The organism is Streptomyces sp. NRRL F-525, from assembly GCF_000716605.1.
Lineage (GTDB): Bacteria > Actinomycetota > Actinomycetes > Streptomycetales > Streptomycetaceae > Streptomyces.
This window is the reverse complement of the sequence record NZ_JNXE01000014.1, coordinates 145,656-162,757: the sequence shown is the minus strand read 5'-3', so window position 1 is coordinate 162,757 and position 17,102 is coordinate 145,656. Positions and strand designations below refer to the sequence as shown.

Annotated in this window: 16 protein-coding genes; 3 read left to right on the top strand and 13 right to left on the bottom strand. The window is 69.6% G+C overall.

Annotation, left to right across the window (positions count from 1 at the left end; genetic code table 11):
* Window positions 1-40 precede the first annotated feature (40 nt).
* Together OO69_RS21210 and OO69_RS21205 are read left to right on the top strand one after the other, a co-directional pair.
* Window positions 41-955, top strand: a complete 915-nt coding sequence (locus tag OO69_RS21210; protein ID WP_033282298.1) for an ABC transporter ATP-binding protein — start codon at window positions 41-43, stop codon at window positions 953-955.
* A gap of 34 nt (window positions 956-989) precedes the next feature.
* A complete protein-coding gene (locus tag OO69_RS21205; RefSeq protein ID WP_234444491.1) occupies window positions 990-1,697 on the top strand; it encodes an ABC transporter permease in 708 nt (235 codons plus the stop codon).
* A gap of 260 nt (window positions 1,698-1,957) precedes the next feature.
* On the opposite strand, the gene metK is transcribed toward OO69_RS21205, so the two are convergent.
* The 13 genes from metK to pyrR all read right to left on the bottom strand — a co-directional run bounded on the left by metK (window position 1,958) and on the right by pyrR (window position 16,281).
* On the bottom strand, window positions 1,958-3,166 hold the full coding sequence (gene metK / locus OO69_RS21200; RefSeq protein ID WP_033282296.1) for a methionine adenosyltransferase: 1,209 nt from the start codon (window positions 3,164-3,166) through the stop codon (window positions 1,958-1,960).
* Window positions 3,167-3,415: 249 nt separating this feature from the next.
* Window positions 3,416-4,618, bottom strand: coding sequence for a bifunctional phosphopantothenoylcysteine decarboxylase/phosphopantothenate--cysteine ligase CoaBC (gene coaBC, locus OO69_RS21195; protein ID WP_033282295.1), 1,203 nt, complete (start codon window positions 4,616-4,618; stop codon window positions 3,416-3,418).
* Window positions 4,619-4,730: 112 nt separating this feature from the next.
* The gene (gene rpoZ / locus OO69_RS21190) at window positions 4,731-5,003 is read right to left on the bottom strand and encodes a DNA-directed RNA polymerase subunit omega (RefSeq protein ID WP_019059732.1); all 273 of its coding nucleotides are present in this window, start codon (window positions 5,001-5,003) and stop codon (window positions 4,731-4,733) included.
* A 40-nt stretch (window positions 5,004-5,043) separates the two neighbouring features.
* Window positions 5,044-5,637 carry a guanylate kinase gene (gmk, locus tag OO69_RS21185; RefSeq protein ID WP_078652511.1) on the bottom strand — a complete coding sequence of 198 codons (594 nt, stop codon included), beginning with the start codon at window positions 5,635-5,637 and terminating at the stop codon, window positions 5,044-5,046.
* A gap of 59 nt (window positions 5,638-5,696) precedes the next feature.
* Entirely contained in the window at window positions 5,697-6,020 is a 324-nt protein-coding gene (locus OO69_RS21180) for an integration host factor (RefSeq protein WP_019059734.1), read from the bottom strand.
* Window positions 6,021-6,309: 289 nt separating this feature from the next.
* Window positions 6,310-7,155: an orotidine-5'-phosphate decarboxylase gene (gene pyrF / locus OO69_RS21175; protein ID WP_033282293.1), complete on the bottom strand. Its 846-nt coding sequence runs from the start codon at window positions 7,153-7,155 to the stop codon at window positions 6,310-6,312.
* Window positions 7,152-8,258 carry a quinone-dependent dihydroorotate dehydrogenase gene (locus OO69_RS21170; protein WP_033282292.1) on the bottom strand — a complete coding sequence of 369 codons (1,107 nt, stop codon included), beginning with the start codon at window positions 8,256-8,258 and terminating at the stop codon, window positions 7,152-7,154. The genes pyrF and OO69_RS21170 overlap by 4 nt, the downstream gene beginning before the upstream one ends.
* A 75-nt stretch (window positions 8,259-8,333) precedes the next feature.
* Entirely contained in the window at window positions 8,334-11,642 is a 3,309-nt protein-coding gene (gene carB, locus OO69_RS21165; protein ID WP_033282291.1) for a carbamoyl-phosphate synthase large subunit, read from the bottom strand.
* Window positions 11,635-12,777, bottom strand: coding sequence for a glutamine-hydrolyzing carbamoyl-phosphate synthase small subunit (gene carA / locus OO69_RS21160; RefSeq protein WP_033282290.1), 1,143 nt, complete (start codon window positions 12,775-12,777; stop codon window positions 11,635-11,637). Before carA ends, carB begins: the two co-directional genes overlap by 8 nt.
* Window positions 12,774-13,358, bottom strand: coding sequence for a hypothetical protein (locus OO69_RS21155; protein ID WP_033282289.1), 585 nt, complete (start codon window positions 13,356-13,358; stop codon window positions 12,774-12,776). The genes carA and OO69_RS21155 overlap by 4 nt, the downstream gene beginning before the upstream one ends.
* A complete protein-coding gene (locus OO69_RS21150) occupies window positions 13,355-14,641 on the bottom strand; it encodes a dihydroorotase (RefSeq protein ID WP_033282288.1) in 1,287 nt (428 codons plus the stop codon). The genes OO69_RS21155 and OO69_RS21150 overlap by 4 nt, the downstream gene beginning before the upstream one ends.
* Before the next feature lie 5 nt (window positions 14,642-14,646).
* Window positions 14,647-15,624 (bottom strand): aspartate carbamoyltransferase catalytic subunit, encoded by a 978-nt coding sequence (locus tag OO69_RS21145; protein ID WP_033282287.1) that lies wholly within the window; start codon window positions 15,622-15,624, stop codon window positions 14,647-14,649.
* Between the two features lie 93 nt (window positions 15,625-15,717).
* Window positions 15,718-16,281 (bottom strand): bifunctional pyr operon transcriptional regulator/uracil phosphoribosyltransferase PyrR, encoded by a 564-nt coding sequence (pyrR, locus tag OO69_RS21140; protein WP_033282286.1) that lies wholly within the window; start codon window positions 16,279-16,281, stop codon window positions 15,718-15,720.
* 252 nt (window positions 16,282-16,533) lie between these two features.
* On the opposite strand from pyrR, the gene bldD reads away from it, so the two are divergent.
* Entirely contained in the window at window positions 16,534-17,034 is a 501-nt protein-coding gene (gene bldD, locus OO69_RS21135; RefSeq protein ID WP_019059743.1) for a transcriptional regulator BldD, read from the top strand.
* The last annotated feature ends 68 nt before the right edge of the window (window positions 17,035-17,102 follow it).

Sequence of the window (17,102 nt, the reverse complement as noted above, 5' to 3'; positions counted from 1 at the left end):
CACAGTATACGTATACGTTGTATATATCGAGGGAGCGACCATGCTGACCGTCAACGGCCTGCGCAAACGATGGGGCCCCGTCCAGGCCCTCGACGGCTTCGACCTGCACATAGAACCCGGCGAGATCTGCGGCCTGATCGGCCACAACGGCGCCGGCAAAACCACCTTCGCCCGCATAGTCGCCGGCCTGGAGCGCCCGGACGCGGGCACGGTCCACGCGGCCGGACTGAACCTCGCCACCGCCCCACGCTCCACCCGCCGCCTGATCGGCCTGGCCCCCCAGGAACTGGCCCTCTACCCAACTGCCACCCTCCGCGAGAACCTCCGCCTCTACGGCGGCCTCGCGGGCCTGCGCCGCACCGAACTCCGCACCGAACTGGCCGCCGTAGCCGAGGAGTTGCTCCTCACCGACGTACTCGACCGCCCCGTCGCGACACTCTCCGGCGGCCAGCAGCGCCGCGCCCAGGCAGCCACCGTCCTCCTCCCCCGCCCCCGCGTCCTACTGCTCGACGAACCCACCGTCGGCGCCGACCCCACCACCCGCGAAGCGCTGCTACGACTCGTCAGGACCCGCGCCGACGAAGGCGCCGCGATCTGCTACACCACGCACTACCTACCGGAGTTGGAGCACCTGGACGCCACGCTCGCGGTCGCCGCGTCCGGCCGGGTGATCGCCCGCGGCAACCGCGCCGACCTCCTGGACGGCCTGCCCGGCGAGGTCACGGTGACGTTCAACGGCCCCGTACCCGGGCACCTGGCACAGCCCTCGACCGCCCCCGGCGAACTGCGCTTCAGCACCACGGACCCGGCACAGGAACTGGCCCGAATCCTCCGGGACTTGGGCCCCGACACCACCCGGGTCCGCTCGGCCACGATCCGCGAACCCTCACTGGACGACCTCTACCGCGGCCTGGCCACCGGCCAACTCCCCACGGAGACCCACGATGCGGCCTGAACTCACGTCAACCACGGCCCGCCACACCGGTGTTATGACCCGCCACACCCTCGTCCTCCTCATCAGGGACCCGGGAACCCCGCTCGCCTACACCGTCATGTCCCTGGTCCTGCTGAGCGTGCTCCACCCGGTGTACGACCGCCTGGCCGCCCCCGGCACACCGGGCGTCGTGCAGGCCGCTCCGGGCATCGCGGTGATGTTCACCCTGCTGGCCCTGGACGTGGCCGGCCAACTCCTGCTCTCCGAACGCACTTGGCACACCTGGGACCGCCTGCGCTCCGGCCCGGCGTCCCCTTCCGCGATCCTGGCCGGAAAAGCGGCCCCCTTGATCACACTCTTCCTGCTCCAGCAGGCCATCCTCTTCCTCTTCGCGACCGCGGCCTTCGGCTTCCCCCTCACGGCCGGCACCTGGCGCCTCCCCCTGCTGGCCCTCCTCTGGGCGGCCTGCGTCACGTCCTGCGGCCTGGCACTCGGCGTACACGCCCGCACCCAGGGCCAGTTGGCCGCCGCCTCCGACATCGGCGCCCTCACGATCACCTGCCTCAGCGGCTGCCTGGTCCCCCTGACGGTCCTCCCCCACTGGGTCACCACGGTGGCCCCCGCGACCCCGGGCTACTGGGCCCTCCACGGCTTCCAGTCAGCCGTCACCGGCAACACCCAGGCCTACGCCCACTCGACGGCGGTCATCGCAGCCATCACGGCAGCAGCACTCCTCATCGCGGCCCGCGGCCTCCGCCGCTGACCCACCCGAACAGGCCCCGCCATCGACCTGTTCGCGAAACGCCTGATCACCCTCGCCTCGGCCCACGGCAAGACCGAGGCCGTCGACGAGATCAAGCGCCGCTTCGACTACGAGCCGCCGGACCAGGCGGACGACGGACCGGACGGATCCACTCCACCCCCGGACGACGAGCCCTCGCCCTGACTCCCTGACACACCACCGAGGCCCGGCTCCCCCAAAGGGAAACCGGGCCTCGCAGAACCTAACGAACGACGCGGAACCTACAGCCCCGCGGCCTTGCGCAGCGCGTCCACGCGGTCGGTGTTCTCCCACGTGAAGTCGGGGATCTCACGGCCGAAGTGGCCGTACGCGGCGGTCTGGGCGTAGATCGGGCGCAGCAGGTCGAGGTCGCGGATGATGGCGGCCGGACGCAGGTCGAAGACCTCGTCGATCGCCTTCTCGATCCGGTCCGTGTCGACCTTCTCCGTGCCGAACGTCTCGACGAACAGACCCACCGGCTCGGCCTTGCCGATCGCGTACGCGACCTGTACCTCGCAGCGCGAGGCGAGACCCGCGGCGACGACGTTCTTGGCGACCCAGCGCATCGCGTACGCCGCCGAACGGTCCACCTTGGACGGGTCCTTGCCCGAGAACGCGCCACCGCCGTGACGGGCCATGCCGCCGTACGTGTCGATGATGATCTTGCGGCCGGTCAGACCCGCGTCGCCCATCGGGCCGCCGATCTCGAAGCGGCCGGTCGGGTTCACGAGCAGGCGGTAGCCGTCGGTGTCGAGCTTGATGCCCTCTTCGACGAGCGCCTTCAGCTCGGCCTCGACCACGAACTCGCGGATGTCGGGGGCGAGCAGCGACTCCAGGTCGATGTCGGACGCGTGCTGCGAGGAGACGACGACCGTGTCGAGACGGACGGCCTTGTCGCCGTCGTACTCGATGGTGACCTGGGTCTTGCCGTCGGGGCGCAGGTACGGGATCGTCCCGTTCTTGCGGACCTCCGAGAGGCGCTTCGACAGGCGGTGCGCCAGGAAGATCGGGAGCGGCATGAGCGTCGGCGTCTCGTCCGTCGCGTAGCCGAACATCAGGCCCTGGTCGCCCGCGCCCTGCTTGTCGAGCTCGTCCTCGTCGCCCTCGACACGGTTCTCGTACGCCGTGTCGACACCCTGTGCGATGTCCGGGGACTGCGCGCCGATGGACACCGACACGCCGCAGGAGGCGCCGTCGAAGCCCTTCTTGGAGGAGTCGTAGCCGATCTCGAGGATCTTGTCGCGGACGAGCTGCGCGATGGGCGCGTAGGTCTTGGTGGTGACCTCGCCGGCCACGTGCACCAGGCCGGTCGTGATCAGCGTCTCGACGGCGACCCGGGAGGTCGGGTCCTCCGCCAGAAGCGCGTCGAGAATGGTGTCGCTGATCTGGTCAGCGATCTTGTCGGGGTGACCTTCGGTCACGGACTCCGAGGTGAAAAGGCGACGGGACACAACGCTCCCTGAGGTTGCAGCGGCTGCTGGCTGATCATTGGCGGACGGACGGGAGCTGCGCCCGACATCGTCCGAGAACAGTTTATCGGTCGCGGTCGACAGACGGTCCACCTGTCTCGCCTCTCGGGAAACGCTGTGACCTGCGGCACGCGCATTTTGCCGAATGCCGGGTGCCGTTGGCCAGAGCCGCCACGCACCAATGTCAGGTTTCGGCGAACCGACAGACGACTGACAGATTGCTGAAACAAATCAGGAGAGACGGTGTACGACCAGGTCCCACACGATCTCTGCCAGGGCTTCCTTCGGACCGTACGGAACGGCGGTCTCGCTTCCGTCGACGCCCAGCACAACCGCCTCGTTCTCCTCGGAACCGAAGGTCTTGCGCTCGCCCACCTCGTTCACCACCAGCAGATCGCACCCCTTTCGAGCCAGTTTGGTACGGCCGTTGGCGAGGACGTCGTCCGTCTCGGCGGCGAACCCGACGACCACCTGTCCGGGGCGGGCCCGGTCGGCGGAGATCTCCGCGAGGATGTCCGGATTCCGCACCAGGACGATGGGGTCGGGTTCCTTGTCGTCCTTCTTCTTGATCTTCCCGGCCGCGTACTCGGCGGGACGGAAGTCCGCGACCGCCGCGGCCATGACGACCGCGTCCGCGTCCGCGGCGGCCTTGAGCACCGCCTCCCGCAGCTGTACGGCGGTCCCGACCGGGACGACGTCCACGCCCGCCAGGTCCGGCAGTCCCGTGTTCGCGGCGATCAGCGTGACCCGGGCGCCCCGGGCGGCGGCGGTGCGCGCGAGGGCGTAACCCTGCTTGCCGGAGGAGCGGTTGCCGAGGAAGCGGACCGGGTCCAGGGGCTCGCGGGTGCCGCCGGCGCTGACGACGACGTGCCGGCCCTTGAGGTCGGGCTCGGTGACGCCCCGCGCGAGCACCCGGCGGCAGACCTCGAAGATCTCGGTGGGGTCGGGCAGCCGGCCCTTGCCGGTGTCGACGCCGGTCAGCCGTCCGACGGCGGGCTCGATCACGACGGCGCCGCGGCGGCGCAGTGTCGCCACGTTCTCCTGGGTGGCCGGGTGTTCCCACATCTCCGTGTGCATGGCGGGCGCGAAGACGACCGGACAGCGGGCGGTGAGGAGGGTGTTGGTGAGGAGGTCGTCGGCGAGGCCGTGGGCCGCTTTCGCGAGCATGTCCGCCGTGGCCGGGGCCACGACCACCAGGTCGGCACTCTGGCCGATGCGCACGTGCGGGACCTCGTGGACGTCGTCCCACACCTCGGTCGAGACGGGGTGCCCGGAGAGCGCGGACCAGGTGGCAGCGCCGACGAAGTGCAGGGCGGACGCGGTGGGGACGACACGGACGTCATGGCCCGACTCCGTCAGTCTGCGCAGCAGCTCACAGGCCTTGTACGCGGCGATGCCACCGCTGACCCCCAGAACGACCTTGGGCTTGTCCACCGTCTCTCCCCGAGTTCGGAAACGTTCGCGCGGCTCGTGCGACCCGTACGACTCCATGACACACCACAGGCCCGACAGTCGCTGCCGGGCCTGTGGATAAAGCTGCTGCGGCTCAGGTCGCGGGGCCCTCGACGGCCTCGGAGGTCAGCAGACCCGCGTTGATCTCGCGCAGGGCGATGGAGAGCGGCTTCTCGTGGACGTGGGTGTCGACGAGCGGACCGACGTACTCGAGGAGGCCCTCGCCGAGCTGCGAGTAGTACGCGTTGATCTGACGGGCACGCTTGGCGGCGTAGATCACGAGGCTGTACTTCGAGTCGGTGGCCTCGAGGAGCTCGTCGATCGGAGGGTTGATGATGCCCTCGGGAGCGGTGATGGAAGAGGACACGCTCTGCCTTCCGAAAGATGGGATGAGATCGGAAAAACGATCACACAACTTCCATCAAGGCTAGCAGCTCGCGCGCTACGTCCTCGACGGAGGTGTTGACCAGGGTCGCGTCGAACTCGGGCTCCGCCGCGAGCTCGATCTTGGCCGCGTCCAGGCGGCGCTCGATCACCTCGGGCGGCTCGGTGCCCCGTCCGGTGAGCCTGCGCACCAGCTCCTCCCAGGAGGGGGGAGCCAGGAACACCGAGTGCGCCTCGGCCATGGACTCGCGGACCTGCCGGGCGCCCTGGAGGTCGATCTCCAGGAGGACCGGTACGCCGGACTCCAGATGTTCGAGCACGGCGGTACGGGGTGTGCCGTAGCGGTTGCCCGCGAACTCGGCCCACTCCAGCAGCTCGCCGTTGGCGATCAGCTTGTCCATCTCCTCGTCGGAGACGAAGAAGTAGTGGACGCCGTGCTTCTCGCCGGGGCGCGGCCTGCGGGTCGTCGCCGACACCGAGAGCCACACCTCGGGGTGTTCCTTGCGCATATGGGCGACGACCGTGCTCTTGCCGACCCCAGAGGGGCCGGAGAGCACGGTCAGCCGCGGACGTACGTCCGGGGGCTCGGGGGTCGTCCCCCGGAATGTTGCAGCCATGCAGCGATTATTCCAGCAATCCCGGTGTGCCCGGGACTCCCGGTCCGGAGTACCCGGACTCAGGAACCAGTGCTGCCGAACTCACGCTCCAGGGAGGCGATCTGGTTGGAACCAAGGCCACGGACACGGCGGCTCTCGGAGATACCGAGTCGCTCCATGATCTGCTTGGCGCGGACCTTGCCCACGCCGGGCAGGGACTCAAGCAGGGCGGAGACCTTCATCTTGCCGATGACGTCGTTCTCCTGGCCCTGCTTGATCACGTCATGCAGGGAGGCGCCGGAGTGCTTGAGTCGATTCTTGACCTCGGCCCGCTCCCGGCGAGCCGCGGCGGCCTTTTCGAGCGCGGCTGCGCGCTGTTCAGGGGTAAGGGGCGGAAGAGCCACGCCTACGTCACCTCGGATGTCGAACTGTCGGATACGGACCGGTGAGGAACCTAGTCGCCCCACACCTGGGGAGCTACGAGCAACACGCTTGCCCGTTGACTCTGCTCGGAGACTAGCGGCCAGGGACGCCGGAGTCAGCGAGAACAGAGGAAAAGTCCTGGTCAGCCTGCGCCAGGCCGGACATTTCCGGCAAAACGCCCCTGATTTGAGGATGTATTCAGACTCAAGTCGCTCCGGAGTCGCCCGTCGAGCCACTCATCGGAGGACTCGATCGACCCGTTCGAACACCTCAGACGGTCGCAAAGGCGACGCGAATGTCCTCCGCGAAGCCTTCCGAGGCCGCTCGGAGGGCTCCGACGTCGGGACCGTGACGTAGAACACCTCGGCTCACGTTCGGGACGACATTGCGCAGCACCGCTCCGAAGACCCCGGGAAGATCGGCCGGAGTGGCCCCCTGCGCCCCGATGCCGGGCGCGAGGATCGGACCGTTGACGGCGAGGTCGTACGACGAGAGGTCGCCCAGCGTGGCGCCGACGACGGCCCCGAAGGAGCCCAGCGGCTCCTCTCCCGCGTTCTCGGCGGCCAGGTGGGCCAGCATGGTCGCTCCGATGTTCCGGCCGTCGGAGCGGACCGCGTGCTGCACCTCGCCGCCCTCCGGGTTGGAGGTCAGCGCGAGCACGAAGAGGCCGGCGCCGCTCTCCCGCGCCAGTTCGATCGCCGGAGCGAGCGAGCCGTAGCCGAGATACGGCGACACGGTCAGCGCGTCGGAGAAGAGCGGGGAGTCCTTCCGGAGGAAGGACTCGGCGTACGCGGCCATGGTCGAGCCGATGTCGCCGCGCTTGGCGTCCATCACGACCAGCGCGCCGGCCGCCCGCGCCTCCTCGACGGACTTCTCCAGGACGGCGATCCCGCGCGAGCCGAAGCGCTCGAAGAAGGCGCTCTGCGGCTTGAGGACGGCGACCCGGTCGGCGAGCGCCTCGACGACCGTGCGGCTGAACCGCTCAAGCCCTGCCACGTCGTCGTTCAGGCCCCACTCGGTGAGCAGCGAGGCGTGCGGGTCGATGCCGACGCAGAGCGGGCCGCGTTCGTCCATGGCGCGGCGGAGACGTGCGCCGAAGGGTTCCAGGGGGCTCATGCCGGCTTCCTTACGTCGGCGCCGACCGCGTCGGCGAGGGTGGCGTACGGGCTCGTGCGCAGGCGTGCGGCGAGGCCCTTGTGGATGGCGCGGCCCCAGAAGGGCCCTTCGTAGATGAAGGCGCTGTAGCCCTGTACGAGGGTGGCGCCGGCGAGGATGCGCTGCCAGGCGTCCTCGGCGTCCTCGATGCCGCCGACGCCCACCAGGGTGATGCGGTCGCCCACGCGCGCGTAGAGGCGGCGCAGTACCTCCAGGGAGCGAGCCTTCAGGGGTGCTCCGGAGAGTCCGCCGGTCTCCTTGACGAGTTCGGGTTCGGATGTCAGACCGAGGCCCTCGCGCGCGATGGTCGTGTTGGTGGCGATGATGCCGTCCAGGCCCAGCTCCACGGCGAGGTCGGCGACCGCGTCCACGTCCTCGTCGGCGAGGTCGGGCGCGATCTTCACCAGGAGCGGCACGCGGCGGTCGGTCACCGCGCGGTCGGCGGCTTCGCGGACGGCGGTGAGCAGCGGGCGCAGGGCCTCGGTCGCCTGGAGGTTGCGCAGTCCGGGCGTGTTGGGCGACGACACGTTGACGACGAGGTAGTCGGCGTGACGGGCGAGCCGCTCGGTCGACTTCACGTAGTCGCCGACGGCCTCCTCCTCGGGGACGACCTTGGTCTTGCCGATGTTGACGCCGACGACAGTCCTGAAGACCGCCTCACGAGCCTCCAGGCGGGCCGCCACGGCCGCGGAGCCCTCGTTGTTGAAGCCCATGCGGTTGATCAGCGCCCGGTCCGGCACAAGGCGGAACAGCCGCTTCTTGGGGTTGCCGGGCTGCGGCTCCCCCGTGACCGTGCCGATCTCGACGTGGTCGAAGCCGAGCATCGACATGCCGTCGATCGCGACCGCGTTCTTGTCGAAGCCGGCGGCGAGTCCGAACGGGCCGTGCATGCGCAGCCCGAAGGCCTCCGTCCGCAGCTCCTCGAACCGGGGCGCGAGGGCCGCCGCGACGAACGTGCGCAGGACGGGGATGCGGACCGCGAGCCGGATCCAGCGGAAGGCGAGGTGGTGGGCCTGCTCCGGGTCCATCCGTTTGAAGACCAGACGGAAGAAAAGCTTGTACATGTCTCAGGTGTCCTTCGAAACCTCGTGAGCCTCACGAGAAGGGGGACACCGTTTCCGGTGTCCCCCTCAAGGCTGCTAGTCGCGGGCCGCGGTCAGGTGCTGCGCGTGTTCCTGGAGTGAACGCACGCCCACGTCACCGTGGTTGAGTGCGTCGATGCCCTGGACGGCGGCGGCGAGCGCCTGGACCGTCGTGAGGCAGGGCACGGAGCGGGCCACGGCCGCCGTACGGATCTCGTAGCCGTCGAGGCGGCCGCCGGTGCCGTACGGGGTGTTGACGATGAGATCGACCTCGCCGTCGTGGATGAGCTGGACGATGGTCTTCTCGCCGTTCGGGCCGACGCCCTCGGACTGCTTGCGGACGACCGTCGCGTTCAGGCCGTTGCGCCGGAGGACCTCGGCGGTGCCGGAGGTGGCGAGCAACTCGAAGCCGTGGGCGACCAGTTCGCGTGCCGGGAAGATCATCGAGCGCTTGTCGCGGTTGGCGACCGAGATGAACGCGCGGCCCTTGGTGGGCAGCGGGCCGTAGGCGCCCGCCTGGGACTTGGCGTACGCCGTGCCGAAGACGGAGTCGATGCCCATGACCTCGCCGGTGGAGCGCATCTCCGGGCCCAGCACCGTGTCGACGCCGCGGCCGTGGATGTCGCGGAAGCGCGACCACGGCATGACGGCCTCCTTGACGGAGATCGGCGCGTCCATCGGGAGTTCGCCGCCGTCGCCGTGGGCCGGGAGCAGCCCCTCGGCGCGGAGTTCGGCGACCGTGGCGCCCAGCGAGATGCGGGCGGCGGCCTTCGCGAGCGGCACCGCGGTCGCCTTCGAGGTGAAGGGGACCGTACGGGACGCGCGCGGGTTGGCCTCCAGGACGTAGAGGATGTCGCCGGCCATCGCGAACTGGATGTTGATCAGGCCGCGGACGCCGACGCCCTTGGCGATGGCCTCGGTCGAGGTGCGCAGGCGCTTGATGTCGAAGCCGCCCAGGGTGATCGGCGGCAGGGCACAGGCCGAGTCGCCGGAGTGGATGCCGGCCTCCTCGATGTGCTCCATGACGCCGCCGAGGTACAGCTCGTGGCCGTCGTAGAGCGCGTCGACGTCGATCTCGATGGCGTCGTCAAGGAAGCGGTCGACCAGGACCGGCCGCGAGGGGCTGATCTCGGTGGACTCGGCGATGTACGACTCCAGGCGGGTCTCGTCGTAGACGATCTCCATGCCGCGTCCGCCGAGGACGTAGGAGGGGCGCACCAGGACCGGGTAGCCGATCTCGTCGGCGATCGCCTTGGCGCCGACGAAGGTGGTCGCCGTGCCGTGCTTGGGGGCCGGGAGGCCCGCCTCCGCGAGGACCTGGCCGAAGGCGCCGCGGTCCTCGGCGGCGTGGATCGCCTCCGGGGGCGTGCCGACGACCGGGACGCCGTTGTCCTTGAGGGCCTGCGCGAGGCCCAGCGGGGTCTGGCCGCCGAGCTGGACGATGACGCCCGCGACGGGGCCCGCCTGCTGCTCGGCGTGGACGATCTCCAGGACGTCCTCAAGCGTCAGCGGCTCGAAGTAGAGGCGGTCGGACGTGTCGTAGTCCGTGGAGACGGTCTCGGGGTTGCAGTTGACCATCACGGTCTCGTAGCCCGCGTCGCTGAGCGCGAAGGAGGCGTGGACGCAGGAGTAGTCGAACTCGATGCCCTGGCCGATGCGGTTGGGGCCGGACCCCAGGATGATGACCGCGGGCTTCTCGCGCGGGGCGACCTCGTTCTCCTCGTCGTAGGACGAGTAGAAGTACGGCGTCTTCGCGGCGAACTCGGCGGCGCAGGTGTCGACCGTCTTGTAGACCGGGCGGATGCCGAGCGCGTGCCGGACCTCGCGGACGACGTCCTCGCGCAGGCCGCGGATCTCGCCGACCTGCTGGTCGGAGAAGCCGTGCCGCTTGGCCTCGGCGAGCAGCTCCGGGTCCAGCTTGTCGGCGGCGGCCAGCTCGTCGGCGATCTCCTTGATGAGGAAGAGCTGGTCGACGAACCAGGGGTCGATCTTCGTGTACTCGAAGACCTCCTCCTGGGTGGCGCCCGCGCGGATGGCCTGCATGACGGTGTTGATCCGCCCGTCGGTGGGCCGTACGGCCTCCTCCAGGAGCTGGACCTTGTCGCCGGGCTCGCCCACGAACGTGAACTGGCTGCCCTTCTTCTCCAGGGAGCGCAGCGCCTTCTGGAAGGCCTCGGTGAAGTTGCGGCCGATGGCCATGGCCTCGCCGACCGACTTCATGGTGGTCGTCAGGGTCGAGTCCGCCGACGGGAACTTCTCGAAGGCGAAACGCGGGGCCTTCACGACGACGTAGTCGAGGGTCGGCTCGAAGGAGGCCGGGGTCTCGCGCGTGATGTCGTTCGGGATCTCGTCGAGCGTGTAGCCGACGGCCAGCTTGGCGGCGATCTTGGCGATCGGGAAACCGGTCGCCTTGGAGGCGAGCGCCGAGGAGCGCGACACGCGCGGGTTCATCTCGATGACGATGACGCGGCCGTCGACCGGGTCGATCGCGAACTGGATGTTGCAGCCGCCGGTGTCGACGCCGACCTCGCGGATGATCGCGATGCCCACGTCGCGCAGCACCTGGTACTCGCGGTCGGTCAGCGTCATCGCCGGGGCGACGGTGATCGAGTCCCCGGTGTGCACGCCCATGGGGTCGAAGTTCTCGATGGAGCAGACGACCACGACGTTGTCGTTCTTGTCGCGCATCAGCTCCAGCTCGTACTCCTTCCAGCCGAGGATGGACTCCTCAAGGAGGACCTCGGTGGTCGGAGACAGCGTGAGGCCCTGGCCGGCGATGCGGCGCAGCTCTTCCTCGTCATGGGCGAAACCGGAACCGGCGCCGCCCATCGTGAACGAGGGCCGGACGACGACCGGGTAGCCGCCAAGGGTGTCGACACCGGCGATCACGTCGTCCATGGAGTGGCAGATCACCGAGCGGGCGGACTCGCCGTAGCCGATCTTCTGGCGGACGGCCTCGACGACGCCCTTGAAGAGGTCGCGGTCCTCGCCCTTGTTGATGGCCTCTACGTTGGCGCCGATCAGCTCGACGCCGTACTTCTCCAGGGTGCCCGCCTCGTGCAGCGAGATGGCGGTGTTGAGCGCCGTCTGGCCGCCCAGGGTGGGCAGCAGGGCGTCCGGGCGCTCCTTGGCGATGATCTTCTCGACGAAGTCCGGGGTGATCGGCTCGACGTAGGTGGCGTCGGCGATCTCCGGGTCGGTCATGATCGTCGCCGGGTTCGAGTTGACCAGGATGACGCGGATGCCCTCGGCGCGCAGGATGCGGCAGGCCTGGGTGCCGGAGTAGTCGAACTCGGCGGCCTGGCCGATGACGATCGGGCCGGAGCCGATGACCAGGACGGACTGGATATCGGTGCGCTTAGGCACGCTGGCCCTCCATCAAAGACGTGAAGCGGTCGAACAGGTAGGCGGCGTCGTGCGGGCCGGCCGCCGCCTCGGGGTGGTACTGGACGCTGAACGCCGGCCGGTCGAGCAGCCGCAGCCCCTCGACCACCTGGTCGTTCAGGCAGACGTGCGAGACCTCGGCGCGGCCGTACGGCGTGTCGGAGACCTTGTCGAGGGGCGCGTCGACGGCGAAGCCGTGGTTGTGCGCGGTGACCTCGACCTTGCCCGTCGTACGGTCCTGGACGGGCTGGTTGATGCCCCGGTGGCCGTACTTCAGCTTGTACGTGCCGAAGCCGAGGGCGCGGCCCAGGATCTGGTTGCCGAAGCAGATGCCGAAGAGCGGGGTGCCGCGCTCCAGGACGGCCTGCATGACGGCGACCGGGTGGTCGGCAGTGGCGGGGTCGCCCGGGCCGTTGGAGAAGAACACGCCGTCGGGCTGGACGGCGTAGATGTCCTCGACGGTCGCGGTGGCCGGGAGCACGTGCACCTCGATGCCGCGCTCGGCCATGCGGTGCGGGGTCATGCCCTTGATGCCGAGGTCGACGGCGGCGACGGTGAACTTCTTCTCGCCGATCGCGGGGACGACGTAGGCCTCCTTGGTGGCGACCTCGGCGGAGAGGTCGGCGCCCGTCATCTCGGGGGCCTGGCGCACCTCGGCGAGCATGGTGTCGTCGTCGGGCAGCGCGGGGCCGGAGAAGATGCCGACGCGCATGGCGCCGCGCTCGCGCAGATGGCGGGTCAACGCGCGCGTGTCGATGCCGGAGATCCCGACGACACCCTGGTTGCGCAGCTCCTCGTCGAGGGAGCGGCGGGAGCGCCAGTTGGACGGCACGCGTGCGGGGTCGCGCACCACGTAACCGGCGACCCAGATGCGGGCCGACTCGGGGTCCTCGTCGTTCACACCGGTGTTGCCGATGTGCGGGGCGGTCATCACGACGACCTGGCGGTGGTACGACGGGTCGGTCAGGGTCTCCTGGTAGCCGGTCATGCCGGTGGAGAACACGGCCTCGCCGAAGGTCACCCCCACGGACCCGTAGGCACGGCCGCGGAAGATCCGGCCGTCCTCCAGGACGAGTACGGCGGGAACCTTGGCGGCTCCCCTGGTGGAGGTGGTCATCGTGCGCCTTCCGTGTCGGTCGTCTCGAGACTCTTGTTGATCATGCTGTTCAGGGTGTCGACCCACTCCGCGTGCTCGGCCGCGGTGTCGGAGCGAAACCCGGAGTCGATCAGCCGGTCGCCGTGCGCCCACGTCACGACCAGGAGGCCGCCCTCGCTGAGGACCTTCCCGGCGATGCCCTTGCCGAGCAGGGCCTCGCGCAGCGCCCCGGCCGGGATGAAGAAGTCGGTGGCTCCCGGTCGTACGACATCCAGGCCGGCCTCCGTCAGGGTCAGCTCGACCCGGCTGCGGGTGCCCAGGCCGTGCGCCACGATGCGGTCGAGCCACTGCCCGGCGGTGGTGGAGCCGTGGTAGCGGCCGCTCATCGTCAGTTTCACCTCGCCGGGCTCTTCCGGCGACGTGGGCAGCTCGGGCAGGTCTCCCTGGAGCGTGCCGCGCCACTTCCAGCCCTCGCGCATCAGCCAGTAGACGAGCGCGATGAACAGGGCGAGGCCGACGAGCCAGCCGATGCGGGCGGCCCAGTCGGTCACCGGGGCGGACTTCTCCCCGGCCGCGAGGTGGGTCAGTTCCAGAGGTGTCACGTGAGCTTCCCGTCGACGAGCGTGGCCTTGCCCCGGAGCCAGGTGTGCGTCACACGGCCCGGCAGCTCACGCCCCTCGTACGGGGTGTTGCGACTGCGCGAAGCGAAGCCCGCGGGGTCCACCGACCCACGGTATTCCGTGTCGACGAGCGTGAGGTTGGCGGGCTCACCAGCCGAGACGGGACGCCCGTGTCCGGTGGCCCGGCCGATCTCGGCGGGCTTGGCGGACATGCGCTCGGCGACCCCGGTCCAGGTGAGGAGCCCGGTGTCCACCATGGTCTCCTGCACCACTGACAACGCGGTCTCCAGGCCGACCATCCCCATGGCGGCGGCGGCCCACTCGCAGTCCTTGTCCTCGTGCGGGTGCGGGGCGTGGTCGGTGGCGACGATGTCGATCGTGCCGTCGGCGAGCGCCTCGCGCAGGGCGAGGACGTCCCGCTCGGTGCGCAACGGCGGGTTGACCTTGAACACCGGGTTGTAGGAGCGCACCAGCTCATCCGTGAGGAGGAGGTGGTGCGGAGTGACCTCGGCGGTCACGTCGATGCCCCGGGACTTGGCCCAGCGGACGATCTCGACGGACCCGGCGGTCGACAGGTGGCAGATGTGGACGCGGGAGCCGACGTGCTCGGCGAGCAGGACATCACGGGCGATGATCGATTCTTCGGCCACCGCGGGCCAGCCCCCGAGCCCCAGCTCGGCCGATACGACACCCTCGTTCATCTGGGCGCCCTCGGTCAGCCGCGGCTCCTGGGCGTGCTGGGCGACGACTCCCCCGAAGGCCTTCACGTACTCCAGCGCCCGGCGCATGATCACCGCGTCGTCGACGCACTTGCCGTCGTCCGAGAAGACGGTGACCCCGGCGGCCGACTCGTGCATGGCGCCCAGCTCGGCGAGCTTCTTGCCCTCCAGGCCGACGGTGACGGCACCGATGGGCTGCACATCGCAGTAGCCGTGCTCCTGGCCGAGCCGGTAGACCTGCTCGACGACACCGGCGGTGTCGGCCACGGGGAAGGTGTTGGCCATGGCGAACACGGCCGTGTAACCGCCGCTGGCGGCGGCGCGGGTACCGGTCAGGACGGTCTCGGAGTCCTCGCGGCCGGGCTCGCGGAGATGGGTGTGCAGGTCGACGAGACCCGGCAGCAGCACCTTGCCGTCGGCCTCGACGACTTCGGCACCCTCGGCGCTCAGGCCCACGCCCACCGCCGCAATCTGCGAACCGTCGATCAGGACGTCCTGCGGCTCGCCGCCGAGCACCTTCGCACCACGGATCAGGATCTTGCTCATGTGACTTACTTCTCCTCGATACGGGCGTGGCTGACGGCGGGTTCGTTACCGCCCAGAAGCAGATAGAGCACGGCCATCCGGATGGACACTCCGTTTGCGACCTGCTCGACGACGGTGCAGCGGTCCGAGTCGGCGACCTCGGCGGTGATCTCCATGCCCCGGACCATCGGCCCCGGGTGCATCACGATGGCGTGCTCCGGCATCTTCGCCATCCGCTCGCCGTCCAGGCCGTAGCGCCGCGAGTACTCGCGCTCGGTCGGGAAGAACGCCGCGTTCATGCGCTCGCGCTGGACGCGCAGGAGCATCACCGCGTCGGACTTGGAGAGCGTGCTGTCGAGGTCGTAGGAGACCTCGCAGGGCCAGGCCTCGACGCCGACCGGCACCAGGGTCGGCGGGGCGACGAGGGTGACCTCGGCGCCGAGCGTGTGCAGGAGGTCGACGTTCGAGCGGGCCACCCGGCTGTGCAGGATGTCGCCGACGAGCGTGATCCGCTTGCCCTCCAGGTCCTGCCCGATCCCTGCGTCCCGGCCGACCAGCCGGCGCCGCATGGTGAACGCGTCCAGCAGCGCCTGGGTCGGGTGCTGGTGGGTGCCGTCACCGGCGTTGATGACGGCCGCGTCGATCCACCCGGAGGTGGCGAGCCGGTACGGCGCCCCGGAGGCCCCGTGCCGGATGACGACCGCGTCGACGCCCATGGCCTCCAGGGTCTGCGCGGTGTCCTTCAGGGACTCGCCCTTGGAGACGCTCGACCCCTTGGCGGTGAAGTTGATGACGTCGGCGGAGAGGCGCTTCTCGGCGGCTTCGAAGGAGATACGCGTACGCGTGGAGTCCTCGAAGAAGAGGTTCACGACGGTACGGCCGCGCAGGGTCGGCAGTTTCTTGATCGGCCGGTCGGCGACCCTGGCCATCTCCTCGGCGGTGTCGAGGATCAGGACGGCGTCGTCGCGGGTGAGGTCGGCGGCCGAGATGAGATGACGCTGCATCTGTCAGGCTCCGTAAGGCAGTTCAGGTTTTGGGGAGATTCCGGGCAAGCCGGAGTGCGCGGGCGCACCAGGTGGGCGCCTGCGGCCGACTTGCTACTGGGCCTGCTTCACACCGAGCAGCACGGTGTCGCGACCGTCCTCCTCGGCGAGCTGGACCTTGACCGTCTCCCGCAGCGACGTGGGGAGGTTCTTGCCGACGTAGTCGGCGCGGATGGGCAGTTCGCGGTGGCCTCTGTCGACCAGGACCGCGAGCTGCACCGCGCGGGGACGCCCGATGTCGTTCAGGGCGTCGAGGGCGGCGCGGATGGTGCGGCCGGAGAAGAGCACGTCGTCGACGAGGACGACCAGGCGGCCGTCGATGCCGTCACCGGGGATGTCGGTGCGGGCCAGCGCGCGGGGCGGGTGCATGCGCAGGTCGTCGCGGTACATGGTGATGTCGAGGGAGCCGACCGGGATCTTGCGGTCGGTGATCTCCTCGAGCTTGGCGGCGAGCCGCTGGGCGAGGAAGACGCCCCGGGTCGGGATGCCGAGGAGCACGACGTCGTCGGCGCCCTTGGCGCGCTCGACGATCTCGTGGGCGATGCGGGTCAGGACCCGCGCGATGTCGGGGGCCTCGAGAACGGGCCGGGCATCGGACTCGTACTGCTGGGTGTCCATAAGAAACGGACCTCCTTCTCCGCCTCACGGGACGGACCTTAAAGGACGTCGGATTTGCGCCATCCACGGTAGCAGGCCGGGACGACACCCCTGATCACCCCTATGGAGTAATCGGACACCGGTACCACGGAAGAGCCGGTGCGGACCATTCGGCTTGACGCGGCAGCGTAACGCTGCGTAACCTCACAGTGAGTTACCAGCCGCGCGGCGCGGAAACACTGCAGCCGCGTCGACACAGTGTCCGGGAGCTATATGTCCAGCGAATACGCCAAACAGCTCGGGGCCAAGCTCCGGGCCATCCGCACCCAGCAGGGCCTTTCCCTCCACGGTGTCGAGGAGAAGTCCCAGGGACGCTGGAAGGCGGTCGTGGTCGGGTCGTACGAGCGCGGCGACCGTGCCGTGACCGTGCAGCGTCTCGCCGAGTTGGCTGACTTCTACGGGGTTCCGGTGCAGGAGCTGCTGCCGGGCACCACGCCGGGCGGGGCCGCCGAGCCGCCGCCGAAGCTGGTCCTCGACCTGGAGCGACTGGCCCACGTGCCCGCCGAGAAGGCCGGCCCGCTGCAGCGCTACGCGGCGACGATCCAGTCCCAGCGCGGCGACTACAACGGCAAGGTGCTCTCGATCCGCCAGGACGACCTGCGCACACTCGCCGTCATCTACGACCAGTCGCCCTCGGTCCTCACCGAGCAGCTCATCAGCTGGGGCGTGCTGGACGCGGACGCGCGTCGCGCGGTCTCCCACGAGGAGAACTGAGCCGCTCCCGCCGAGCCGCTTCCCGTCTCAGCAGAAACGTGCCGCCGGGGTGGCCGGAACTTCACGGT

Excerpts from the sequence above, each read along its gene's own strand:
- OO69_RS21210 (WP_033282298.1), top strand. The coding sequence starts at position 41 with ATGCTGACCGTCAACGGCCTGCGCAAACGATGGGGCCCCGTCCAGGCC.
- OO69_RS21205 (WP_234444491.1), top strand. The coding sequence starts at position 990 with ATGACCCGCCACACCCTCGTCCTCCTCATCAGGGACCCGGGAACCCCG.
- gmk (WP_078652511.1), bottom strand. The coding sequence starts at position 5,637 with ATGGCTGCAACATTCCGGGGGACGACCCCCGAGCCCCCGGACGTACGT.
- pyrF (WP_033282293.1), bottom strand. The coding sequence starts at position 7,155 with ATGAGCCCCCTGGAACCCTTCGGCGCACGTCTCCGCCGCGCCATGGAC.
- OO69_RS21170 (WP_033282292.1), bottom strand. The coding sequence starts at position 8,258 with ATGTACAAGCTTTTCTTCCGTCTGGTCTTCAAACGGATGGACCCGGAG.
- carA (WP_033282290.1), bottom strand. The coding sequence starts at position 12,777 with ATGACCACCTCCACCAGGGGAGCCGCCAAGGTTCCCGCCGTACTCGTC.
- OO69_RS21150 (WP_033282288.1), bottom strand. The coding sequence starts at position 14,641 with ATGAGCAAGATCCTGATCCGTGGTGCGAAGGTGCTCGGCGGCGAGCCG.
- OO69_RS21145 (WP_033282287.1), bottom strand. The coding sequence starts at position 15,624 with ATGCAGCGTCATCTCATCTCGGCCGCCGACCTCACCCGCGACGACGCC.
- pyrR (WP_033282286.1), bottom strand. The coding sequence starts at position 16,281 with ATGGACACCCAGCAGTACGAGTCCGATGCCCGGCCCGTTCTCGAGGCC.
- bldD (WP_019059743.1), top strand. The coding sequence starts at position 16,534 with ATGTCCAGCGAATACGCCAAACAGCTCGGGGCCAAGCTCCGGGCCATC.